Here is a 20,851-nt window from a genome sequence, read left to right as displayed (position 1 = left end):
GTCCTCATCAGGTCCGGCAGCCGGTGGGCGGCCCGGCTAGACGGCCATTCCGTAGACGATGGTGAAGAGGGTGCCGAGGGAGCCGATGATGAAGACGCCGGTGAGGCCGGCGACGATCAGGCCCTTGCCCTGTTCCGCGCTGAACGTGTCGCGCAGGGCGGTCGCGCCGATGCGCTGCTTGGCCGCGCCCCAGATGGCGATGCCGAGGCAGAGGAGGATCGCAACGGCCATGACCACCTCGATCATGACCTTCGCTTCGTTGCCGAGACTGCCGAACGGCCCCCAGTTCGGGGCGATTCCGCCGATGATGGTGGTGATGTCGCCCTTTTCGGCTGCCAGGATCATGTAACTCACCGCCCCTGTATGGGTAGTTCCGGTAGCCCGTGCCCGACGGCAGGGGTCACGTACTATCTTCGCTGATGAAACCGCGGTCGTACGTCGACTTGACGGCTCTCTTTACCCGATCTCCCGGCCCTTGGGCCGCTCGCGCGCTCTGACCTGGGCACGGGCGGTGGGTGTGCGAAAGAACGTATGGTCACTCTGTGTATCACGGGGGGTGACCCCGGGCAATGATTGCCCTCTCGGCTTGCGGGGGGCCGCTCGGGTGGCCGCCGTTCGGCGCAGTGTGCGGGCGTGTCGTTGGGCCGAGTCGCTGACGTTCGTCCGACATTCCGTCAGTCGTTCCATCCTTTCGGCGGGTTGCGGGAGATGCTCCGGGCCGTTCGGTAGGACGACGCAAGGAGTGATGGATGGGTTCCGTGGTGAAGGCCGGACGGCGGGCGTGGCTGGCCGGCGGGTTCGCAGTTCCGCTGGCGATCGCGCTCATGGGTGCCTCGGTTCCGGCGGCGGCTGCCGCTGGGGGGACGGCTGTGGCGGTGGCGCCCGGCTGGGGCAGCAGCAGGTGTCCGGAGCCGGATGCGAGAACGCTGCCGGCGCCTGCGCCGAAGGCTGCCAAAGCCGCCAAGGCCGCCAAGACGAGGAAGGCCGGCAAGGCGGTGCCCGCCAATCCGTGTGCCGGGCCCAAGGGCGACCGGGGGCCGCAGGGGCCGAAGGGTGACCGGGGACCCCAGGGGCCGAAGGGCGACCGCGGTCCGAAGGGCGAGCGCGGGCCGGCGGGGCCGCACGGGCAGCCGGGGCCTTGCCAGGACATCGACACGACCCGGGGGGAGAGCGACCTGGAGTTCAGCGCCGTCCTGCACCGGGGCAGGACGTTCCTGGGCGTGCGGGAGACGGCGCCGGTCGGGTCGTACACCTGGAGGGACCTCACCACGGCGCTGAACCCGGGGCATCCGCGCAACGCGTGCGGGGTGTCGGTCAACACCGTGGGCTACACGGTGTACGTCAAGGTGCTGACGGTCCAGGGCGATGTGTTCGAGAACCAGTGCGTGTACACGGGGACCGGCGCGCTCACCTGTCCGTCGGGGTGGACGGCCATCATCAGGCCCCCGGCGGCGTTGTCGGTGCCGCGCGTCAGAGTGGGGGGATGACGACTGGAACTCCCTGGACCCTGACGGACATCGAAGCGGCCATACGGGCGGGTTGGTCGGCCGAGACCTGCTCGCCCGACGACGTGGAGCGGGCGCCCTGGACGGCCGACAACCCCGCCTGGGGGCATTGCGACATCACGTCGCTGGTGGTCCAGGACCTGATGGGCGGCGGGCTGATGGTCGGGGAGGTCTGGCTGGAGGGGGAGCAGCACGGGTTCCACACGTGGAACGTGCTCCCCGGCGGGATACAGGTGGACCTGACGCGGGAGCAGTTCCGCCGGGGCCAGGTGGTGACGGAGGGGCGGCTGATGGGGCCGCGGCCGCAGGGCCGGCTGCCGCGGCGCTGGGAGGAGTACCAGCTGCTGCGCGGGCGGGTCGAGGTCAGGCTGGGGGTCATCGGCGGGTGAGCCCCGGGCCGCCGGAGCGCGGGCCTGTCGGCCGGCGGGCCGTCGGAGCCCGCGCCGTCGGAGCCCGGGGTGTGGGAGCCCGGGGTGTGGGTCCGGGCTGTCGGAGCGGGTTTACGCGGACCAGTGCGCGGGGCGGGTCAGCGTCGGGGGGATCTTGGTTCCGGCGTCGCCCCGGGCTGCGCCCAGCTGGGGCTGGGTCAGGAACAGGGCGTCGCGGAGGTCCGCCCCCCGCAGGTCGGCGTCGCGGAAGTCCGCGCCGATCAGGTCCGCGAGGCGGAGGTCTGCGCCGCTGAGGTTCGCGGCGATGAGGTAGGCCCCGCGGAGGTTGGCGCCGCGGAGGTCCGCGCCCGCGAGGCGGGCGCCCATCAGGTCGGCGCCGCGGTGGTTCTTCTTGCGGGCCGGGGCCTTGGCGCGGGCCAGCTCGCTGGCGCGCAGGAGGAGCGTGTTGATGCGCTGGCGGAGGGCGCCCACGTCCAGGGCGGTGAGGGCGTCCGCGTCGGCGGCGGTCCACTGCGCGGTCTCGGTCAGCGCTCGGCGCAGGTCCGCGTGGACCGGGGCGGCCGCCGGGAGGGCAAGCGCCCCGGTGACGTAGAAGAGCAGCTCGTGCAGTTGCCGCAGCACCGGGAAGACCTCGTACATCCGGGCGGCCGTGCCGGGGTGCGTACGCCAGTCCCGGCCGCCGAAGGTGACCTGGGAGACCTGCTGGCCCGCGCCGAAGCAGTCGAAGACGGTGCAGCCCTGGAAGCCCTTGTCGCGCAGCCGGGTGTGGATGCCGCAGCGGAAGTCCTGCTGGAGGTTCTTGCAGGGTGTTCCGGCGGCCTTGTTCACCGCGAAGTCGTTGGACTTGGCGAAGGGCAGGGCGACGCAGCACAGCGCGAAGCAGTTCGAGCAGTCTGCCTGCAGGACGGGGAGGGCGGGGAGGGCGGGGAGGGCGGGGAGGGCGGGGACGGCGGGAGTGGCGGGAGTGGCGGACACCCGTCCATTGTCACCGGTCGGGGGCGGTCAGCCGCATCTGGAGGGCCGACCAGCGGACGCCGCCGACCTCCTCCACGTCCTGCAGTACCTGCTCGGTGCGGAAGCCGAGCTTCTCGTAGAGGCGTACGGCCGCGGTGTTGTGGGTGTAGACGCCGAGGTCGAGCGAGGGCAGGCCGAGCTCGTCGAAGGCCCGGGCCACGGCGAGTGTGAGGAGGGTCTCGCCGAGGCCCCGGCCGCGGGCCTCGGGGGCGATCAGTACGCGGCCCAGGCGGGTGCCGCGTACGGAGATGTGGCCGAGGGGGCGTCCGTCGGGGGCGACCGCGGTCCAGGTGTGGCGGTCCGGCTCGGCGGCGTAGGCGGTGAGCTGGGCGTCGTCCAGCGGCCAGGTGAAGGAGGGGCCCGCCCAGGTGACGAGCTCGGCCCGGGTGGTGATCCAGCGGCGCAGGGCCGGGGCGTCGTCCGCGGGGCGGAACGGGCGCAGGGAGAGGGGCGCGGGCGTCGCGGAGGGCGACGGCGACGTCGACGGCGACGGCGAGGGCTCGGGCTCGGGCTCGGGAGAGGGCGAAGAAGGTGTCGTGTTCATGTCTCAAGTATTCGTGTGCGGAACCCGGTTGATCGTGGGGCCCGGTGCGGTGAGCATCCGTACATGACAGAAGTGATCGCAGTTGCCGTCATCACCCTCCTCGCCGTGATCAGCCCCGGCGCCGATTTCGCGATGGTCGTCCGGAACAGCTATCTGTACGGGCGGCCCACCGGGCTGTTCGCGGCGGCCGGGGTCGCGGCCGGCGTGCTGGTGCACGTCTCGTACACGATGCTCGGGGTCGGACTCCTGATCGCCTCCTCCACGGCCCTGTTCACGGCGATCAAGCTGGCGGGCGCCGCGTACCTGGTGTGGATCGGGATCCGGACCTTCCGGGCGCGGGCCGAGCTGAGCGTGGACCTGGAGTCCAAGCCGGAGCTGACCCGGCTGGGCGCGCTGCGGTCCGGGTTCCTGACCAACGTGCTCAATCCGAAGACGACGCTGTTCGTCGTGTCGACGTTCACGCAGGTGGTCAACCCGGACACCCCGGTGTGGCAGCAGGCCGGGTACGGGCTGTTCATGTCGGCGGCGCACTTGGGCTGGTTCGGCGCGGTCGCGCTGTTCTTCTCGAACTCCCGGCTGCGCGAGCGGATGCTGAAGGCGCAGAAGGCGCTGAACCGGGCGATCGGCTCGGTGCTGGTGGGGCTCGGGGTCGGGCTGGGCTTCGCCCGCTGAGGCCGTCGTCGTCGCCGCCGTCGCCTTCGTTCCGTCGTTCCGTTGTTCCGCGAAGGCCTGGCGAGGCGGGTTACCTGTCGGTAGCGTGCCGGGCATGGCGATCTCCGAGGCGTTCTTCGAGCGGGTCGATGCCGGGCGGTTCCTGGCCACCGAGTACACGCGCGGGCCGTGGGACCCCGGCTCGCAGCATGCCGGGCCGCCGGCCGCGCTGCTGGGCCGGGCCGTGGAGGAGCGGGCGGGCGCCCGCACCGACATGCGGATCGCGCGGATCACGTACGAGATCCTGCGGCCGGTGCCGATCGGCCCGCTGGAGATCACCACGTCGGTGCTCCGGGCCGGCCGCAGCACGGAGGTGGTCGAGGCCGCCCTCGCCCCGGCCGGGACCGCGCCGGTGATGCTCGCGCGGGCGCTGCGGATCCGGGTGGCCGAGGAGGCCGTGCCGGGCGTGGCCCCGGGGCCGCAGCTGCCGCCGCCCGGGGAGGTGGAGGTGACGCCGTTCTTCCCGGTGCCGTGGGAGACCGGCTACCACTCGGCGATGGAGACCCGGTTCACGCAGGGTGCGTTCGTATCGCTCGGGCCCGGCACCTGCTGGATGCGGATGAAGGTGCCGCTCGTCGTCGGGGAGGAGACCAGGCCGCTGGACCGGGTCCTGATCGCCGCCGACTCGGGCAACGGGATCAGCTCGGTCCTGGACTTCGGGCGGTACGTGTTCATCAACAGCGACCTGACCGTGCACCTGCACCGCCACCCGGTGGGCGAGTGGGCCTGCGTGGAGGCCCGTACGAGCGTGGACGCGGGCGGGATCGGGCTCGCGGACGCCCGGCTGCACGACGAGAAGGGGCCGATCGGGCGGAGCGCGCAGAGCCTGTTCGTGGCGCCGCGTTCCTAGTCGTCCTCTCGCGTCAACCCGGTTCCGTGGTACGGGAGTCGGTGTGGCAGGCTCGTGCCAATGGAGCCCCTGAGAGACGTCGACCCCGCCCGGATCGGGGCGCACGCGCTGTTGGCCCGGCTCGGTGCCGGAGGGATGGGGCAGGTGTACCTCGGGCGCTCGCCCGGCGGACGCCTGGTCGCCGTGAAGGTGATCCGGGACGAGATCACCGGCCACCCCGAGGCGCTGGCCCGGTTCCGGCGCGAGGCCGAGACCGTGCGCGCGGTGCGGTCGGCGTACACGGCGAACCTGATCGACGCCTCGCTCGCGGCGCCGCCGTTCTGGCTGGCCACGGAGTACGTGGCGGGCCCGACGCTCGGGCACGCCGTCGCGGAGCGCGGGGGTTTGCCCGCGGACACCTGCCGCCGGCTGTTCGCGGCGCTGGCGGAGGGGCTCGCGAGCGTCCACGCGTACGGGGTGACGCACCGGGACCTCAAGCCGCACAACGTCATCCTGGGCGCGCAGGGCCCGCAGCTCATCGACTTCGGCATCGCGCGCGGCGTGGGCGAGACGGCCCTCACCCAGGACGGCCAGGCCCCGGGGACCCCGGGGTACACCGCGCCCGAGGTGCTGCTCGGGGCCGGGGCGGGGCCCGCGGCGGACGTCTTCGCGCTGGGCGCGACGCTGGCGTACGCGGCGACCGGGCGGGCGCCGTTCGGTACGGGCGCCGCGACGAGCGTGAGTTACCGGGCGGTGCACGAGCCGATCGACGTGGCCGGGGTGGAGCCGGGGCTGGCGGCCCTGATCGAGGCGTGCGTGGCGAAGGACCCGGCGGCCCGGCCCGCCCTGCCCGAGGTCATCGGCCGGTGCGGCGTACGGGACGCGCTGATCGACGATCCCGTGTACCTGGGGCTGGGCGCGCTGGGCGAGGCCGTACCGGTGCACGAGATGCGGACGCAGGGGCCGGGCCTGCCGTACGGCTACACGCCGACGCAGCACTCGGCCGTGACTGCGCCGGGGCGCGGGCGGACAGGCGTGTGGGTGGCGGCCGTGGCGGTGGCCGCGGCCCTGTCGCTGGCCGCCTGGAAGCTGGTGCCGTTCGACGGGGACGGTCAGGGGGGCCGGGGCAAGGACGGCGCGGCGGGTGCCACGGGCACGCCCGGACAGGCGCCGGACGCGGGGGGCGGTGCGCCCTCGGCGTCCGCGGGCGCCGCAGCCAAGCCGCCGGCCGAGTACATCGAGGGCAACCAGATCTCGCACTACTTCTGGCTGCCCTCCACCGACCCGGAGCGCGCCGCGCACGGTACCGGCGCGTGCAACCTGGGTCCGGAGCAGAAGCCGCCGGGCGCGGACATGCAGGCCGGCGCCGAGGTCGCGGGGAAGTCCGTGAGCATCAGCATGCGCATCAAGTACGCGGAGAGCAGCGCGACCAAACCCGATCCGTACTACGTGTCGGTGGCGGTCAGGTCCCCGCACGACCTCAGCCCGTCCACCGGTATGCCCTTCCCCATGGACAACAAGGCGGTGGGCTTCACCAGCAAGCCCGTCGACATCTACAGCAAGTGGAAGACGGGCGAGTTCCTGACGCTCAAATACCCGGACGACTTCGCGGAGCACGTGAACGGCAAGACGTACCCCGGCGTGCCCCTGGCCAACGACCCGGGGGACTGGACGGTGGTCTTCTACCACGTCGAGGATGACCCTGCGAAGTACTCGAGCATCCACTGCACGGGCTTCCGAGTGGGGTAGTGGATCCGGCGACACGAGCGATTCACACGTTAAAGCGACGGGGATGGGGGAGTGTTGACGGGTGCGCAGATTCTGGATGGCGAGCGGGATCGGGATCGGGCTCTGTCTGAGCTTCCTCGTGCTGATCGTGGTGGGTACGTACTCCGCCGCGGCCGGCCTCGTGGGTGCCGGGGCGGCCGGGGGGCGTGTGGTCGGGCTGGCCAAGGGGGCCGTACCCGCGAAGTACCAGAACCTGGTGCAGAAGTGGGGGACCCTGTGCCCGGCCATGACCCCCGCGCTGCTGGCCGCCCAGCTGTACTCGGAGAGCGGGTGGAATCCGAGCGCCGTCAGCCCGGCCGATGCCCGCGGTATCGCGCAGTTCATCCCGGGCACGTGGGCCGGGCACGGTATCGACGGGGACGGTGACGGCGACCGCGACATCTGGGACCCCAATGATGCGATCCCTTCGGCCGCTTCGTACGACTGCGAGCTGGCCAAGGACGTGGCGGGGGTGCCCGGGGACTCGACGAGCAACATGCTCGCGGCCTACAACGCGGGGGCGTACGCGGTCATCAAGTACGGCGGGGTGCCCCCGTACAAGGAGACCCAGGGGTACGTGAAGACCATCACGACCCTCGCGAAGAGCTTCGAGCGGCCGGTCGGGCGGGTCGCGCCCTCGCAGCAGGCCGCCGGGGCCATCTACTTCGCGCAGAAGCAGCTGGGGACCCCGTACCTGTGGGGCGGCAACGGTACGCCGGACCAGGACGGGCGGTTCGACTGCTCGGGGCTGACGAAGGCGGCGTACGAGTCGGTGGGGATCGAGCTGCCGCGCGTCGCCAACGACCAGTACAACGCCGGGCCGCATCCCGCGCGCGGCGAACTGCTCCCCGGCGACCTGGTGTTCTTCTCCGATGATCTGACGAACTCTCGGGAGATCCGGCACGTCGGCCTCTACGTGGGCGGCGGATACATGATCAACGCCCCGTACACCGGCGCGGTGATCCGCTTCGACAAGATCGACACCCCGGACTACTTCGGCGCGACGCGTGTCACCAAGGACGGCGCCGAGGCCCTCCCCGACCGCACCGCCGACGCCAAGTCGCCCTAGCTGCACGGTTCGCCACGCTGCGTCAACCCAAGGCCCTGAGCTGCGACGACGAGTCACTCTTCGATAACGTTGCCGTGATCATTCGGTGGAGAGTGGAACGTGGCGTTCAGAACGGGCGTTCCATGGACGCAGGCTTGATCAACGGGGGGGTTCAGGGGCGCACGCAGGTGTGCGCCCGAGGGGAACCGAGCAAGGGCAAGGGGCCGCATCGCCATGGCTGGACTCACAAGTAGTGGGCCGAACGTGGACGTCAGCCTGCTGTACGACATCAACGGACTGGCCCGGCACGCCCCGGCCGGTGTCGACCGGGCCGTCGGCCTCGTGAGCGCGTACGGGATCCCGCTGGCCCTGGTGCTCCTCGTCCTGTGGTGCTGGCACAGTGCGCGCCGGCAGGACGAGTCCACGGCCGTCGAGTCGTTCGCCGCGCTGGTGTGGGCCCCGTTCGCCGCCGCGCTCGCCCTCCTCGTCAACGTCCCGCTGCGCGCCTTCGTCGGGCGGCCGCGGCCGTTCACCGCGCACAGCGGACTGGACGTGCTGGCACCGGACGCCGGCCCCGGCGACTTCTCCTTCGTCAGCGACCACGCCACCCTCGCGATGGCCCTGGGCGTCGGCCTGTTCATCGCGAACCGGAAGTTCGGGCTCATCGGGATCGGCCTGGCCCTCGCCGAGGGCGTCTGCCGCGTGTACCTCGGGGTGCACTACCCGACGGACGTCATCGGCGGCTTCGCGCTCGGCACCGCCGTGGTGCTGGTGCTCGCGCCGCTCGCGATGGCCCTGCTGAACCCGCTCGTGCGGGCGGTGGCCCGTTCCCCGCGCGCGGGGCGGCTCGTCCGGGCCAAGCGCCGCGCGCTGCCGCTCCCGGTGGACCTCGCCGCGCCGCAGACCCCGCCGCCGGGCTGCCGCACGCACGAGAGCGACCTCGCGGCGTAGCCGTTCAGGGTCGGCCGTAGGCGTCCCATACGGAGATCAGGACGGCCGCCAGCAGGCACAGGCCCGCTCCGCCGAAGCACAGGCGGACCGCCCTCGGTCGGGGGCGGGGCCGGGGCCGAGGGGTCACGGGTCGCCGCTCTCCGCGCCGTGGCGCTCCGACTCGTCCTCGCGGCGGTAGCGGGAGCGCAGCCACAGACCGGTGGCCACGGCCGCGGTGGTGGTCGCCCCGATGGCCAGGGCCACATCGGCCGGGCCGTCCGCCGAGCCCGTCGGGCGCGCCGAGGCCACGGCGGCGGGTGTGAGCGCGATGAGCAGGGCCCAGAGGAGGGCGGCGACGCGGGGTGCGGGTCCTGGCATGCATCCAGGGCATCCGCTCCCGGGGGCGTCGGCCAGCCGGGCCGTCCGAACGGGCGATCAAGAAGACCCCCTGCCCCGGACCGGTCCCGGGACAACACACCTAGCCCGAGGTGTGCCGGCCCGCGTCCTTGCGGGCCAGGTCGCGGGAGCGGCGGGCCGGGCCCTTCCAGCCGCAGGTGCACAGGGCCAGGCAGAACGAGCCGCGCTCGGCGGTGCTCGTGGTGTGCCCGGTGGGTGGCCGCTCGGTGGTGCGGGGGAGCGGCACGGCTTCAAGCGGAGGGACGAGCGACGCCTTGGTGTGCGGATCCACACCACCAAGGTACTGGGTCCGGCACGGGTCCGGGACGGCGGCGGCCCGTGACGGGAAACCCCGGACCTCGTTAACCGGAGCGGGTGGGGGCCTCGGGCAAACAGCGGTCATGCGTTGGGGGTTGGCAGGCGATGGTGGTGCACCAGCACAGGCGGCGGCGCGGGCGTGCGGGTGAGGCGGTGCTCGCCTTCTCCATGGCCGTGACCGTGGCCGCGATGAGCGGGTGCGGAGGCGCGGACAAGGACGACGGCCGGCCCGCCGCCGACCCGGCCGCGACCGTCCGGGGGGTCGCCGACCTGCTGGCGAAGACGGGCAGCGCGCAGGCCCGTACGGCGATGGAGATGGCCACCGGCGGGACCCGGGTCACCATCCGCGGCGAGGGCGGGGTCGACTTCAAGAACCGGATGGGCCAGCTCCTGGTGATGCTCCCGGCCGACGCGGCCGGCAAGGACGAGCACCGGCCCATCACCGAGCTGCTCGTACCCGGCGCCCTCTACATGAAGAACCGGGGCGCGGGCGTCCCCGCCGACAAGTGGGTCCGGGTCGACACGACGACCCTCGCGGACGGGAACCTGGTCACGGGCGGGGCCACCGACCCGCTGGTCGCCGCCGAGCTGCTGCGCGGCGTACAGGAGGCGACGTACGTGGGCGAGACCGAGGTGGCGGGCACCAAGGTGCGGCACTACCGCGGGACCACCGACATCGGGCAGGCCGCGAAGAACGCCTCACCGGCGGTCCGCGGGGCACTGGAGGCAGCGGCGAAAGGGTTCAGCAAGGACGCGGTCCCCTTCGACGTCTATCTCGACGAGGAAGGCCGGCTGCGGAAGGTCCGGCACCGTTTCACCTACGTCAACAATGGCGTGATCGATGTCTCCTCCACCACGCTGCTCTACGGGTTCGGGACCCCGGTGACCGTCGTATTGCCCGCAAGCGGGGACATTTACGCCGGGAAGATCGCCGAATAGCCGGCCGGACGGTTCCGGAGCGGCGCGATCGGGCCATGGCCCGGTATCCGGAAATGGTCCATCCGTGTCATGCGCACAGCGCCCCGCCCTCCCTACGCTGAGACATCGAGCGCCGACGACCGATGACCCGATGACCGATGACGGCAGATTGAGGTGACACGCGTGACTCCCGCTGGCGGTACGACGGTGCAGGACCACGTGGCGCTCGCCGAGATCGAGCTGTGCGGCGAGCTGATCATCGCGGCCTCCGCGGCGGACGAGGAGCGGCTCAGCCAGGACCGGATCGACGAGGTCCTGATGGGTCTCGGGCTGTAGCCGCATCCGCAGCACGGGCCGAAGGGCTCAGGTGCGCAGCAGGCGCGCGATGGCCTTCGTCGCTTCCTCGACCTTGGCGTCGATCTCGTCCCCGCCCTTGACGGCCGCGTCGGCGACGCAGTGCCGCAGGTGCTCCTCGAGCAGCTGGAGCGCGAACGACTGGAGGGCCTTCGTGCTGGCCGAGACCTGGGTGAGTATGTCGATGCAGTAGACGTCCTCGTCGACGAGCCGCTGCAGACCCCTGATCTGGCCCTCGATCCGGCGCAGCCGCTTGAGGTGCTCGTCCTTCTGGTGGTGGTAGCCGTGCACCGCGCCGGCGGTGGTGGCGAGGTCGGCTCCGGAGCCTTCCGCCTCGATGGCAGTCATGCGTCCTCCCGTGGTCCGGACCTGAGGGGTGCATACCCCTCATGGGTATAGGGTACTGGGCCCTGGTCGAAGGGACAGGGGCCCGTGGTCCTCACTCTGCCTGATGGAGGACACTGGGGAACCGCCCGGAACCGCCGGTTAGCCGTGGCCGGGGGATGCGCCTAGCATCAGCCTGACCGAATCCAATGCACCCCGAGGACCTCACGTGCGATTTCGTCTGACCCCCAGGGAGACGAGCTTCTACGACATGTTCGCCGCATCCGCGGACAACATCGTCACGGGCTCCAAGCTCCTTATGGAACTGCTCGGAGCGGACTCCTCCGCCCGGGCCGAGATCGCGGAGCGGATGCGGGCAGCCGAGCACGCGGGGGACGACGCCACTCACGCGATCTTCCACCAGCTGAACTCCTCCTTCATCACGCCGTTCGACCGCGAGGACATCTACAACCTGGCCTCGTCCCTCGACGACATCATGGACTTCATGGAGGAGGCCGTCGACCTGGTCGTCCTCTACCAGGTGGAGGAGCTCCCCAAGGGTGTCGAGCAGCAGATCGAGGTGCTGGCGCGGGCGGCCGAGCTGACCGCCGAGGCCATGCCGCACCTGCGGACGATGGACAACCTGACCGAGTACTGGATCGAGGTCAACCGCCTCGAGAACCAGGCCGACCAGATCCACCGCAAGCTGCTCGCCCAGCTCTTCAACGGCAAGTACGACGCCATCGAGGTGCTGAAGCTCAAGCAGATCGTCGACGTGCTCGAAGAGGCGGCCGACGCGTTCGAGCACGTCGCGAACACGGTGGAGACCATCGCGGTCAAGGAGTCCTGAACCTCGTGGACACCTTCGCTCTGATCGTGACCATCGGTGTCGCGCTCGGTTTCACGTACACCAACGGTTTCCACGACTCTGCGAACGCGATCGCGACCTCCGTCTCGACCCGCGCGCTGACCCCGCGCGCCGCCCTCGCGATGGCCGCGGTGATGAACCTCGCCGGTGCCTTCCTGGGCAGCGGGGTCGCCAAGACGGTCAGTGAGGGCCTGATCGAGACGCCCACCGGCAAGACGGGCATGTGGATCCTCTTCGCGGCCCTGGTCGGCGCGATCGTCTGGAACCTGGTCACCTGGTACTTCGGGCTTCCCTCGTCCTCCTCGCACGCGCTGTTCGGCGGCATGGTGGGCGCGGCGCTGGCCGGCGGCACGCAGGTCATCTGGTCGGGAGTCCTCGACAAGGTCGTCATCCCGATGTTCGTCTCGCCGGTCGTCGGCCTGGTCGTCGGCTATCTGGTGATGGTCGTCATCCTGTGGATGTTCCGCCGGGCCAACCCGCACAAGGCCAAGCGCGGCTTCCGTATCGCGCAGACGGTCTCGGCGGCCGGCATGGCCCTCGGCCACGGCCTCCAGGACGCGCAGAAGACGATGGGCATCGTGATGATGGCCCTGGTCATCGCCGATGTGCAGCAGAACGGCGACGCGATCCCGGTCTGGGTCAAGCTCGTGTGCGCCGTGATGCTGTCGCTCGGTACGTACGCGGGCGGCTGGCGCATCATGCGCACGCTGGGCCGCAAGATCATCGAGCTGGACCCGCCGCAGGGCTTCGCCGCCGAGACCACCGGCGCCTCGATCATGTTCGGCTCGGCGTTCCTGTTCCACGCGCCGATCTCCACCACCCACGTGATCACCTCGGCGATCATGGGTGTGGGTGCGACCAAGCGCGTCAACGCGGTCCGCTGGGGCGTCGCCAAGAACATCGTCCTGGGCTGGTTCATCACCATGCCGGCCGCGGCGCTGGTCGCCGCGCTCAGCTTCTGGATCGTCGACCTGGCCTTCGTCGGCTAGCGGGACGACGCACGCGGGAACGAAAGCGGGCCGGCTCCCCCCACCCAGGGGGAGCCGGCCCTTTTCTTTCGCCTTGCGGTGGCACCGCCATGCAGCACCGCAGGACGTTCAACACATCTGAGGGCTTCGGCCTAGCCGAAGCGGCCCGAGATGTAGTCCTCGGTCGCCTGCACGGACGGGTTCGAGAAGATCCGGTCCGTGTCGTCGATCTCGACGAGCTTGCCGGGCTGGCCGACCGCCGCCAGGTTGAAGAAGGCGGTGCGGTCGGAGACGCGGGCGGCCTGCTGCATGTTGTGCGTCACGATGACGATCGTGAAGCGCTCCTTCAGCTCGCCGATCAGGTCCTCGATCGCGAGGGTGGAGATCGGGTCCAGGGCCGAGCAGGGCTCGTCCATCAGCAGGACCGCCGGCTCGACCGCGATGGCGCGGGCGATGCACAGACGCTGCTGCTGGCCGCCGGAGAGGCCGGAGCCCGGCTTGTTCAGGCGGTCCTTGACCTCGTTCCAGAGGTTGGCGCCCTTCAGGGACCGCTCCACTATCTCCGCGAGCTCGGACTTCTTGAAGCTGCCGTTCAGGCGCAGGCCCGCCGCCACGTTGTCGAAGATCGACATGGTGGGGAAGGGGTTCGGACGCTGGAAGACCATGCCGACGGTGCGGCGGACCGCGACCGGGTCGACGCCGGCGCCGTACAGGTTCTCGTCGTCCAGCAGCACCTTGCCCTCGACGCGGCCGCCGGGGGTGACCTCGTGCATGCGGTTCAGGGTGCGCAGGAAGGTGGACTTGCCGCAGCCGGACGGGCCGATGAAGGCGGTCACGGAGCGGGGCTCCACGGTCATCGAGATGTCATCGATGGCCTTGTGGGCGCCGTAGAAGGCGGACAGTCCGCTGACGTCGATTCGCTTCGCCATGAGGGGTCACTTCGCTTTCATGTGGTCGCGTCAGCGACCGGTCTTCGGGGCCTTCCAGCGGGCGATGCCGCGGGCCACCAGATTGAGGATCATGACGAAGGCGATCAGGACGAGCGCTGCGGCCCATGCCCGGTCGTAGGAGGCGTCACTGCCGACCTTGTACTGCTCCCAGATGTACAGCGGAAGCGAGGACTGAGCACCTTCGAAGGGGTTGCCGTTGATCAGCTGGGTACCGAAGACCAGCAGCATGATCGGCGCGGTCTCACCGGCGATGCGGGCGACGGCCAGCATGACGCCGGTCGCGATGCCGCCGATGGCGGTGGGGAGCACGACCTTGAGGATCACGCGCCACTTCGGCACGCCGAGGGCGAGGGCGGCCTCGCGCAGCTCGTTCGGGACGAGCTTGAGCATCTCCTCGGTGGAGCGGACCACGACGGGCATCATCAGGATCGACAGGGCCATCGAGCCGGCGAAGCCGGACGGGCCGAAGCCGAGCGCCAGGTTCCAGGTCGTCAGGATGAACAGGCCCGCGACGATGGAGGGGATGCCGGTCATGACGTCGACGAAGAAGGTCACGGCCTTGGCGAGCGAACCCCGGCCGTACTCGACCAGGTAGACGGCGGTCAGCAGGCCGATCGGCGCGGCGATCACGGTGGCCAGGGCGACCTGCTCGATGGTGCCGAGCAGCGCGTGGTAGACGCCGCCGCCCTGCTCGAAGCTGGTGACGCCGTTCATCGAGTGGCTGAGGAAGTCCCCGGAGAGGGCCTCCATGCCGCGGCTGATGGTGGTCCAGATCAGCGAGAGCAGCGGGATGACCGCGAGGACGAAGCTGACCCACACGACGGAGGTCGCGATGCGGTCCTTGGCCTGGCGGCGGTTCTCGACGACCGCGCTGGCGGTGTACGTGATCGCGACGAACAGGACCGAGGCGATCAGGCCCCACTGGATCTTGCTGTGGAGGTCGGCGACGGCGCCGATGCCGCAGCCGAGGGCGATCGAGAGGACCGCGATGCCGGCCGGGGCCCAGCGGGGGAGGCCGCCTCGGGTGAGGCTGGCGGGAGCGGCGGACTTCGGGGCCCGGGCGGGCCGCTGGTCCTGGAGTGCGTGGCTCATCAGGCGTTCGCCCCCGAGAAGTCCTTGCGACGGGCGATGATCAGCCGGGCTGCGCCGTTGACCAGCAGGGTGAGCAGGAAGAGCACGAGACCGGAGGCGATCAGGGCGTCGCGGCCGAACTCGTTGGCCTCGTCGAACTTCGCGGCGATGTTCTGCGCGAACGTGCCGCCGCCCGGGTCCAGGATGTGCCCGTTGATCAGGAAGCTCGGGGACAGGACCGTGGCGACGGCCATGGTCTCGCCGAGGGCGCGGCCGAGGCCGAGCATCGAGGCGGAGATGACGCCGGAGCGGCCGAAGGGCAGCACCGACATGCGGATGACCTCCCAGCGGGTCGCGCCGAGGGCCAGGGCGGCCTCCTCGTTCATGCGCGGGACCTGCAGGAAGACCTCGCGGCTGACGCTGGTCACGATCGGGAGGATCATGATCGCGAGCAGGATGCCGACGGTGAAGAGCGAGCGCGCGACGCCGACCTGGGTCTTGTCGAAGACGTAGGTCCAGCCCATGTACTCGTCCAGCCAGAGGTTCAGGCCTCCGAGCTGCGGGACGAGGAACAGCGCGCCCCAGATGCCGTAGATGATCGAGGGCACGGCGGCCAGCAGGTCGACCACGTACGCGAGCGGGGCGGCCAGCTTGCGCGGCGCGTAGTGCGAGATGAAGAGGGCGATGCCGACAGCGATCGGAACCGCGATGGCCATCGCGATGATCGAGCTGACGACGGTGCCGAAGAGCAGGACGGCGATGCCGAAGACGGGCGGGTTGGCCGACGCGTTCCAGTCGAAGGTGGTGAGGAAGTTCCCCTCGTTCTTCGACAGTGCGATCGAGGCGCGGTAGGTGAGGAAGATGGCGATCGACGCCATGATCACCAGGAGCAGGATGCCGGAGCCCTTGGAGAGCCCGGCGAAGATCTTGTCACCGGCGCGGCCGGTGGACCTTGCGCTCTTGGAGACAGGCGGAGCCTGGTCTATCTGGGTGGGTGTGGTGGAAGCCATGATCTTTCCGGTCTGGGTGGGGGGAAGGCCCCCTGGCGGCGGTGCACCGGATCCCCTGGGTGGAGGGGAGGGTCCTCGGGCGCCGGGCAGTTCGGACGGGAACTGCCCGGCACCTTCGGCTCAGTGATTAGGACAGCGACTTGATGACTTCGCGGACCTTGGTGTTGATCTCGGCCGGGATCGGCGCGTAGCCGTTCTCGGAGAGGATCTTCTGACCCGCGTCCGAGGCGGTGTAGTTCAGGAAGGACTTGACGGTGGCGAGCGTCTCGGGCTTGTTGCCCTTGTCGCAGACGACCTCGTACGTCACCAGGACGATCGGGTACGCACCCTCGGCCTTGGTCGTGTAGTCGAGCTTAAGCGCCAGGTCGGAGCCGGTCCCGGCGATCTTGGCTGCGGCGATGGCCTTGGAGGCGCTGTCGGCGGAGGCCTTGACCGGGGCGGCGGCGCCCGTGTTCACGTCGACCGTCTTGATGCTCTGCGCCGAGGCGTAGGAGAGCTCGAAGTAGCCGATCGCGCCGTCAACGGTCTTGACCTGCGAGGCGACACCGGCGGAGCCGGAGGCGGCCTGGCCACCGGGGGCCGGCCACTTCTTGGCGGCCTCGTACGTCCAGGCCTCGGGAGCGGCGGCCTTGAGGTACTTGCCCAGGTTCTCGGTGGTGCCCGAGTCCTCGGAGCGGTGGAACGCCTGGATGGCGGTGGAGGGAAGCGTGACGCCGGGGTTCAGCTTCTTGATCGCCTCGTCGTCCCACTTCTTGATCTTGTCGTTGAAGATGTTGGCGAGGGTGGGGGCGTCCAGCGTCAGCTTGTCCACGCCGGCGACGTTGAAGCCGATGGCGATGGGGCCGCCGACCATGGGCAGGTTGATGCCCTGGCCGCCGGTGCAGACCTTCTTCGACTCCTCGACTGCCTCGGGCTTCAGCGCGGAGTCCGAGCCGGCGAAACCGACGGTGCCCTGGTTGAAGGCGACGATGCCCTCACCGGAGGAGGAGGACTTGTAGTTGACCTCGACGCCGGAGCAGGCGGCCATGTAGTTCTTGACCCACAGGTCCACGGCGTTCTTCTGGGCGGAGGAGCCGGAGGCGAGGAGCTTGCCCTTGGCGTCGTCGCACTTGATGTCGCCCGCGGCGGCGGCCGACGGCTTGCCGCTGGCGGCGCCGCCATCCTTCGTGTTGTCGTCCGAGCCGCACGCCGTGAGGACCAGGGCGCCGGACACGACGAGCGCCCCGAGGGCAGAGGCACGAAGCATGTTCTTGCGCTGAAGCTTCACTTTTCGGGTGTTCCTTCCAGAAGCCGCCGGCCGCTTTCTGTATCGGGGCGGCGTGCGAAGAGGACTACGTCGGTTGCACGGCGTGTCATTCGATCTGGTGGGCGACGCGCTCCGTGCACCACTGAAATTAGGCAGATCAGGTGAAGCGGCCGACCGGGGCAAGTGAACGGACGGTGAACCATGGCGGACGGCCTGGTGCGGATGGCCGGGTTTGCTCCGGAGTGTCATCCGCCGTTGTCCCGTCGTTACCGTTATGTGACCGGCTTTGGAATGGCCGATTCCTTTCGGTCAGAGAGCGGGCGCCGCCGCGGGCTGCCACAGGTCCTGGAAGGTGAACCGGGCCGCCTCCACCTCGTGCCGCTGGTCCGCGTGCAGCACCCCCAGCGCGTACGCCGTCGCCGGGGCGATCCGCGGTGTGCGGGCCGCCGTCGCCGAGGCCGCCGCGGCTTCCGCGGCGTCGCGGTGGCGGTCCAGGGCGTCCCCGGCGGCCACGAGCCGGGCCACGTCCTCGCCCAGGGCCTCCCGGGCGTAGCGGTGGACCCGCAGCAGCCGGCGCACCTCGTGCCAGGAGCCGTCGTGGTCGGGGTTGTACGGGTGGGCCTCGGCGGCGTGCGGCAGCGCCGAGACGGCCGTCGCCAGCCGGGTCCGGGCCACCTCCGCCAGCGGGACCAGGACCTCGTCGACCCGTCCCCGGGCCGCGACCGCGTCCAGCGGCACCTCGGAGGCCAGGACCGCCACCGCGTCCGCGACCGCGTGGAACCGGGACGAGCCCAGCGCCTGCAGGGTCGCCGAGTGGGCCCGGGTCCGGGCCAGCGTCAGCTGCCGCTCCAGCAGGGCGGCCGCCCGCGCCGAGCCCACCGTCAGCGCACCCGAGGCACCGCGGGGCGCGGGCACCTCCGGCGAGCCGGACAGCCGGTGCAGGGCGTCCAGCAGCCGGGTCAGCCGGGCGGCGTACGCGTGCTCGTCCGCCAGGGTCGAGGACAGCCACACCAGCTCGGTGCGCAGCCCGTCGGCCCAGGAGGACTCGGTCACCACTCGGAAGGTGGTCAGGGACCCGCTGATGCGGCGCGCAGCCCCCCGCAGGCTGCGCGCCGCATCGCTGCCCTCCGCGGCGTCGGCCCCGCTCTCCTCGTGGAGGCGGAGCCCGCGCAGGAAGGCGGTGGCCTGGGCCCGCAGGTACGTGCCGAGCACGTCACCCGCGGAGCCCTCTCCACGCGCTGTCAGGTCATGGTTTGGCAGAGCCACGCCGGCGCCTCCGGGCGTCTATGAGCATCTCCTGAACGTGCCGCAGCGGCTGGCCTTCGTGGTCCGTGCTGTGCCGGGTCCATTCGCCGTCCGGGCCCAGGTGCCAGGAGGAGGTGGCGTCGGACATCCCGGTCTCCAGCATCCGGTCCAGTGCCGCGCGGTGGGCCGGGTCGGCGACCCTGACCAGTGCCTCGATGCGGCGGTCGAGGTTGCGGTGCATCATGTCGGCGCTGCCGATCCACACCTCGGGCTCGCCGCCGTTGCCGAAGGCGAAGACCCGGGAGTGTTCCAGGAAGCGGCCGAGGATCGAGCGGACCCGGATGTTCTCCGAGAGCCCGGGCACCCCGGGACGCACGGCGCAGATGCCGCGGACCCAGATGTCGACGGGCACTCCCGCCTGGGAGGCCCGGTAGAGCGAGTCGATCAGGGCCTCGTCGACGATCGAGTTCATCTTGAGGCGCACGTACGCGGGGCGGCCGGCCCGGTGGTGGGCGGCCTCCTTGTCGATCCGCGCGATCAGTCCGTCGCGCAGCGAGCGCGGCGCGACGATCAGCCGGCGGTAGGTCTCGCGGCGCGAGTACCCGGACAGCCGGTTGAAGAGGTCGGAGAGGTCCGCGCCGACCTGCGGGTCGGCGGTGAGCAGGCCGAGGTCCTCGTACAGGCGGGCGGTCTTGGGGTGGTAGTTGCCGGTGCCGACGTGGGAGTAGCGGCGCAGCGTGTCGCCCTCCTGGCGGACGACGAGCGACAGCTTGCAGTGGGTCTTGAGGCCCACCAGGCCGTAGACGACGTGGCAGCCGGACTCCTCCAGCTTGCGGGCCCACTTGATGTTGGCCTGCTCGTCGAAGCGGGCCTTGATCTCGACGAGTACGAGGACCTGCTTGCCGGATTCGGCGGCGTCGATCAGGGCGTCCACGATCGGCGAGTCGCCGGAGGTCCGGTACAGCGTCTGCTTGATCGCGAGGACGTCCGGGTCGGCGGCGGCCTGCTCCAGGAAGGCCTGCACCGAGGTGGAGAAGGAGTCGTACGGGTGGTGCAGCAGCACGTCCCGCTCGCGCAGCGCGGCGAAGATGTCGGGCGCGGACGCGGACTCGACCTCGGCGAGGTCGCGGTGGGTGCCGGCGACGAACTTGGGGTACTTCAGCTCGGGCCGGTCCAGCGAGGCGATGCCGAAGAGGCCGGTCAGGTCCAGCGGGCCGGGCAGCGGGTAGACCTCGGCGGCGGAGACGTTCAGCTCCTGCACGAGGAGGTCCAGGATGCCGGGGTCGATGGACTCCTCGACCTCCAGGCGCACCGGCGGGCCGAAGCGGCGCCGCATGAGCTCCTTCTCCAGGGCCTGGAGCAGGTTCTCGGCGTCGTCCTCCTCGACCTCGAGGTCCTCGTTGCGGGTCACCCGGAACATGTGGTGCGCGAGCACCTCCATGCCGGGGAAGAGCTCCTCCAGGTGCGCGGCGATGACGTCCTCGAGGGGGACGTAGCGCTGCGGGGAGGCCTCCAGGAAGCGGGAGAGCAGCGGCGGGACCTTGACGCGGGCGAAGTGGCGGTGGCCGCTGACGGGGTTGCGGACGACGACGGCCAGGTTCAGGGAGAGCCCGGAGATGTACGGGAACGGGTGCGCGGGGTCCACGGCCAGCGGGGTGAGCACCGGGAAGATCTGGTTCCGGAACAGCGTGAAGAGGCGGGCCTGCTCCTTCTCGGTGAGGTCCGGCCAGCGGATGAGGTGGATGCCCTCTTCGGCGAGCTGCGGGGAGATGTCCTGCTGGAAGCAGGCGGCGTGCCGGGCCATGAGCTCGCGCGAGCGCGTCCAGATCAGGTCGAGCACCTCGCGGGGCTGCAGACCGGAGGCCGAACGGGTGGCGACGCCGGTCGCGATGCGGCGCTTGAGGCCGGCGACGCGGACCATGAAGAACTCGTCGAGGTTGCTCGCGAAGATCGCCAGGAAGTTGGCGCGCTCCAGGAGCGGGGTTGCCGGGTCCTCGGCCAGCTCCAGGACCCGCTCGTTGAAGGCCAGCCAGCTGCGCTCGCGGTCGAGGAACCGCCCCGGGGGGAGCTCGCCGCCCTCTTTGTCGTCGTAGGCGTCCAGGTCGGCGTCGAGATCGGGGGCGAGCCCGGGTTCGAGGCCGGAATGCGGGCGGTGCGCGGCTATGGAGCCGATCCGCGCAGGCTTCGCCGCCGGGCCGGGGGAGGCGGCGGGGGACGTGTGAGACGGGTGCTGGGCGGGGACCTCGGTGGGGCCTGCGCTGGGCTGGTGGCTCATGACTCCATTGTTCCGCGCAAGCGGCAGGACAGGCGCGTCGGAAGGGGTCGCCGTCGGTCGGAGTCGGGGCTGCATGCCGGGAGAGTCGCAAGCGCGTCTTAAGGTCCGGTGAATGGCGCATGGCTTCCAGGCTCCGGGTGGTGCACGAGTACGTCTTTTCCGCGCCCGGAA

Annotated in this window: 23 protein-coding genes; 11 read left to right on the top strand and 12 right to left on the bottom strand. The window is 70.9% G+C overall.

The window, feature by feature from the left end; genetic code table 11:
• Nucleotides 1-36: 36 nt before the first annotated feature.
• A complete protein-coding gene (locus ACFYXK_RS32415) occupies nt 37-345 on the bottom strand; it encodes a hypothetical protein (protein WP_008742356.1) in 309 nt (102 codons plus the stop codon).
• Between the two features lie 404 nt (nt 346-749).
• On the opposite strand from ACFYXK_RS32415, the gene ACFYXK_RS32410 reads away from it, so the two are divergent.
• Both ACFYXK_RS32410 and ACFYXK_RS32405 read left to right on the top strand, forming a co-directional pair.
• The gene (locus ACFYXK_RS32410; RefSeq protein ID WP_389414392.1) at nt 750-1,487 is read left to right on the top strand and encodes a hypothetical protein; all 738 of its coding nucleotides are present in this window, start codon (nt 750-752) and stop codon (nt 1,485-1,487) included.
• Nucleotides 1,484-1,894 (top strand): hypothetical protein, encoded by a 411-nt coding sequence (locus ACFYXK_RS32405; protein WP_389414391.1) that lies wholly within the window; start codon nt 1,484-1,486, stop codon nt 1,892-1,894. The genes ACFYXK_RS32410 and ACFYXK_RS32405 overlap by 4 nt, the downstream gene beginning before the upstream one ends.
• 111 nt (nt 1,895-2,005) lie before the next feature.
• On the opposite strand, the gene ACFYXK_RS32400 is transcribed toward ACFYXK_RS32405, so the two are convergent.
• Both ACFYXK_RS32400 and ACFYXK_RS32395 read right to left on the bottom strand, forming a co-directional pair.
• Nucleotides 2,006-2,869, bottom strand: a complete 864-nt coding sequence (locus tag ACFYXK_RS32400; RefSeq protein WP_389414390.1) for a pentapeptide repeat-containing protein — start codon at nt 2,867-2,869, stop codon at nt 2,006-2,008.
• A gap of 10 nt (nt 2,870-2,879) precedes the next feature.
• Complete coding sequence (locus ACFYXK_RS32395) at nt 2,880-3,452, bottom strand: GNAT family N-acetyltransferase (protein WP_389414389.1); 573 nt, start codon at nt 3,450-3,452, stop codon at nt 2,880-2,882.
• A 63-nt stretch (nt 3,453-3,515) separates the two neighbouring features.
• On the opposite strand from ACFYXK_RS32395, the gene ACFYXK_RS32390 reads away from it, so the two are divergent.
• From ACFYXK_RS32390 to ACFYXK_RS32370, 5 genes are all read left to right on the top strand, one after another.
• Nucleotides 3,516-4,124, top strand: coding sequence for a LysE family translocator (locus ACFYXK_RS32390; RefSeq protein WP_383517208.1), 609 nt, complete (start codon nt 3,516-3,518; stop codon nt 4,122-4,124).
• A 94-nt stretch (nt 4,125-4,218) separates the two neighbouring features.
• On the top strand, nt 4,219-5,013 hold the full coding sequence (locus tag ACFYXK_RS32385; RefSeq protein WP_389414388.1) for a thioesterase family protein: 795 nt from the start codon (nt 4,219-4,221) through the stop codon (nt 5,011-5,013).
• A gap of 60 nt (nt 5,014-5,073) precedes the next feature.
• Nucleotides 5,074-6,741, top strand: coding sequence for a serine/threonine-protein kinase (locus ACFYXK_RS32380; protein WP_389414387.1), 1,668 nt, complete (start codon nt 5,074-5,076; stop codon nt 6,739-6,741).
• Between the two features lie 76 nt (nt 6,742-6,817).
• Nucleotides 6,818-7,828 carry an NlpC/P60 family protein gene (locus ACFYXK_RS32375; protein ID WP_389414401.1) on the top strand — a complete coding sequence of 337 codons (1,011 nt, stop codon included), beginning with the start codon at nt 6,818-6,820 and terminating at the stop codon, nt 7,826-7,828.
• Between the two features lie 213 nt (nt 7,829-8,041).
• Nucleotides 8,042-8,758 (top strand): phosphatase PAP2 family protein, encoded by a 717-nt coding sequence (locus tag ACFYXK_RS32370; RefSeq protein ID WP_389414386.1) that lies wholly within the window; start codon nt 8,042-8,044, stop codon nt 8,756-8,758.
• A gap of 123 nt (nt 8,759-8,881) precedes the next feature.
• Here the strand turns inward: ACFYXK_RS32370 and ACFYXK_RS32365 are convergent, their stop codons facing one another.
• Both ACFYXK_RS32365 and ACFYXK_RS32360 read right to left on the bottom strand, forming a co-directional pair.
• Nucleotides 8,882-9,115 carry a hypothetical protein gene (locus tag ACFYXK_RS32365; protein ID WP_389414385.1) on the bottom strand — a complete coding sequence of 78 codons (234 nt, stop codon included), beginning with the start codon at nt 9,113-9,115 and terminating at the stop codon, nt 8,882-8,884.
• Nucleotides 9,116-9,215: 100 nt separating this feature from the next.
• The gene (locus tag ACFYXK_RS32360; protein ID WP_389414384.1) at nt 9,216-9,425 is read right to left on the bottom strand and encodes a hypothetical protein; all 210 of its coding nucleotides are present in this window, start codon (nt 9,423-9,425) and stop codon (nt 9,216-9,218) included.
• 131 nt (nt 9,426-9,556) lie between these two features.
• Between ACFYXK_RS32360 and ACFYXK_RS32355 the strand changes: the two genes are divergently transcribed.
• Both ACFYXK_RS32355 and ACFYXK_RS32350 read left to right on the top strand, forming a co-directional pair.
• Complete coding sequence (locus tag ACFYXK_RS32355) at nt 9,557-10,390, top strand: hypothetical protein (RefSeq protein ID WP_389414383.1); 834 nt, start codon at nt 9,557-9,559, stop codon at nt 10,388-10,390.
• Between the two features lie 162 nt (nt 10,391-10,552).
• Nucleotides 10,553-10,705, top strand: a complete 153-nt coding sequence (locus ACFYXK_RS32350) for a hypothetical protein (protein ID WP_165937309.1) — start codon at nt 10,553-10,555, stop codon at nt 10,703-10,705.
• A 27-nt stretch (nt 10,706-10,732) separates the two neighbouring features.
• Here the strand turns inward: ACFYXK_RS32350 and ACFYXK_RS32345 are convergent, their stop codons facing one another.
• Complete coding sequence (locus ACFYXK_RS32345; protein ID WP_383517190.1) at nt 10,733-11,071, bottom strand: metal-sensitive transcriptional regulator; 339 nt, start codon at nt 11,069-11,071, stop codon at nt 10,733-10,735.
• A gap of 205 nt (nt 11,072-11,276) precedes the next feature.
• On the opposite strand from ACFYXK_RS32345, the gene ACFYXK_RS32340 reads away from it, so the two are divergent.
• Together ACFYXK_RS32340 and ACFYXK_RS32335 are read left to right on the top strand one after the other, a co-directional pair.
• The gene (locus ACFYXK_RS32340; RefSeq protein WP_030157116.1) at nt 11,277-11,897 is read left to right on the top strand and encodes a DUF47 domain-containing protein; all 621 of its coding nucleotides are present in this window, start codon (nt 11,277-11,279) and stop codon (nt 11,895-11,897) included.
• A 5-nt stretch (nt 11,898-11,902) separates the two neighbouring features.
• Nucleotides 11,903-12,904, top strand: a complete 1,002-nt coding sequence (locus tag ACFYXK_RS32335) for an anion permease (protein ID WP_389414382.1) — start codon at nt 11,903-11,905, stop codon at nt 12,902-12,904.
• Between the two features lie 131 nt (nt 12,905-13,035).
• On the opposite strand, the gene pstB is transcribed toward ACFYXK_RS32335, so the two are convergent.
• The 6 genes from pstB to ACFYXK_RS32305 form a co-directional block, all read right to left on the bottom strand.
• Complete coding sequence (pstB, locus tag ACFYXK_RS32330) at nt 13,036-13,812, bottom strand: phosphate ABC transporter ATP-binding protein PstB (RefSeq protein ID WP_389414381.1); 777 nt, start codon at nt 13,810-13,812, stop codon at nt 13,036-13,038.
• A gap of 30 nt (nt 13,813-13,842) precedes the next feature.
• A complete protein-coding gene (pstA, locus tag ACFYXK_RS32325) occupies nt 13,843-14,925 on the bottom strand; it encodes a phosphate ABC transporter permease PstA (protein ID WP_389414380.1) in 1,083 nt (360 codons plus the stop codon).
• The gene (gene pstC, locus ACFYXK_RS32320) at nt 14,925-15,914 is read right to left on the bottom strand and encodes a phosphate ABC transporter permease subunit PstC (protein WP_136225790.1); all 990 of its coding nucleotides are present in this window, start codon (nt 15,912-15,914) and stop codon (nt 14,925-14,927) included. The genes pstA and pstC overlap by 1 nt, the downstream gene beginning before the upstream one ends.
• A 127-nt stretch (nt 15,915-16,041) precedes the next feature.
• The gene (gene pstS / locus ACFYXK_RS32315) at nt 16,042-17,181 is read right to left on the bottom strand and encodes a phosphate ABC transporter substrate-binding protein PstS (RefSeq protein WP_389414379.1); all 1,140 of its coding nucleotides are present in this window, start codon (nt 17,179-17,181) and stop codon (nt 16,042-16,044) included.
• 288 nt (nt 17,182-17,469) lie between these two features.
• Nucleotides 17,470-18,426: a CHAD domain-containing protein gene (locus ACFYXK_RS32310; protein WP_389414378.1), complete on the bottom strand. Its 957-nt coding sequence runs from the start codon at nt 18,424-18,426 to the stop codon at nt 17,470-17,472.
• The gene (locus ACFYXK_RS32305) at nt 18,407-20,680 is read right to left on the bottom strand and encodes an RNA degradosome polyphosphate kinase (protein ID WP_389414377.1); all 2,274 of its coding nucleotides are present in this window, start codon (nt 20,678-20,680) and stop codon (nt 18,407-18,409) included. Before ACFYXK_RS32305 ends, ACFYXK_RS32310 begins: the two co-directional genes overlap by 20 nt.
• Nucleotides 20,681-20,851: the final 171 nt, after the last annotated feature.

Origin of the sequence: Streptomyces sp. NPDC002209, assembly GCF_042890265.1 — a bacterium.
Classification (GTDB): domain Bacteria; phylum Actinomycetota; class Actinomycetes; order Streptomycetales; family Streptomycetaceae; genus Streptomyces.
The sequence above is the reverse complement of the archived record's forward strand: the minus strand, read 5'-3'. Positions and strand labels throughout refer to the sequence as shown.

Excerpts from the sequence above, each read along its gene's own strand:
- ACFYXK_RS32415 (WP_008742356.1), bottom strand. The coding sequence starts at position 345 with ATGATCCTGGCAGCCGAAAAGGGCGACATCACCACCATCATCGGCGGA.
- ACFYXK_RS32410 (WP_389414392.1), top strand. The coding sequence starts at position 750 with ATGGGTTCCGTGGTGAAGGCCGGACGGCGGGCGTGGCTGGCCGGCGGG.
- ACFYXK_RS32405 (WP_389414391.1), top strand. The coding sequence starts at position 1,484 with ATGACGACTGGAACTCCCTGGACCCTGACGGACATCGAAGCGGCCATA.
- ACFYXK_RS32395 (WP_389414389.1), bottom strand. The coding sequence starts at position 3,452 with ATGAACACGACACCTTCTTCGCCCTCTCCCGAGCCCGAGCCCGAGCCC.
- ACFYXK_RS32390 (WP_383517208.1), top strand. The coding sequence starts at position 3,516 with ATGACAGAAGTGATCGCAGTTGCCGTCATCACCCTCCTCGCCGTGATC.
- ACFYXK_RS32385 (WP_389414388.1), top strand. The coding sequence starts at position 4,219 with ATGGCGATCTCCGAGGCGTTCTTCGAGCGGGTCGATGCCGGGCGGTTC.
- ACFYXK_RS32380 (WP_389414387.1), top strand. The coding sequence starts at position 5,074 with ATGGAGCCCCTGAGAGACGTCGACCCCGCCCGGATCGGGGCGCACGCG.
- ACFYXK_RS32375 (WP_389414401.1), top strand. The coding sequence starts at position 6,818 with ATGGCGAGCGGGATCGGGATCGGGCTCTGTCTGAGCTTCCTCGTGCTG.
- ACFYXK_RS32370 (WP_389414386.1), top strand. The coding sequence starts at position 8,042 with ATGGCTGGACTCACAAGTAGTGGGCCGAACGTGGACGTCAGCCTGCTG.
- ACFYXK_RS32365 (WP_389414385.1), bottom strand. The coding sequence starts at position 9,115 with ATGCCAGGACCCGCACCCCGCGTCGCCGCCCTCCTCTGGGCCCTGCTC.
- ACFYXK_RS32355 (WP_389414383.1), top strand. The coding sequence starts at position 9,557 with ATGGTGGTGCACCAGCACAGGCGGCGGCGCGGGCGTGCGGGTGAGGCG.
- ACFYXK_RS32345 (WP_383517190.1), bottom strand. The coding sequence starts at position 11,071 with ATGACTGCCATCGAGGCGGAAGGCTCCGGAGCCGACCTCGCCACCACC.
- pstB (WP_389414381.1), bottom strand. The coding sequence starts at position 13,812 with ATGGCGAAGCGAATCGACGTCAGCGGACTGTCCGCCTTCTACGGCGCC.
- pstA (WP_389414380.1), bottom strand. The coding sequence starts at position 14,925 with ATGAGCCACGCACTCCAGGACCAGCGGCCCGCCCGGGCCCCGAAGTCC.
- pstC (WP_136225790.1), bottom strand. The coding sequence starts at position 15,914 with ATGGCTTCCACCACACCCACCCAGATAGACCAGGCTCCGCCTGTCTCC.
- ACFYXK_RS32305 (WP_389414377.1), bottom strand. The coding sequence starts at position 20,680 with ATGAGCCACCAGCCCAGCGCAGGCCCCACCGAGGTCCCCGCCCAGCAC.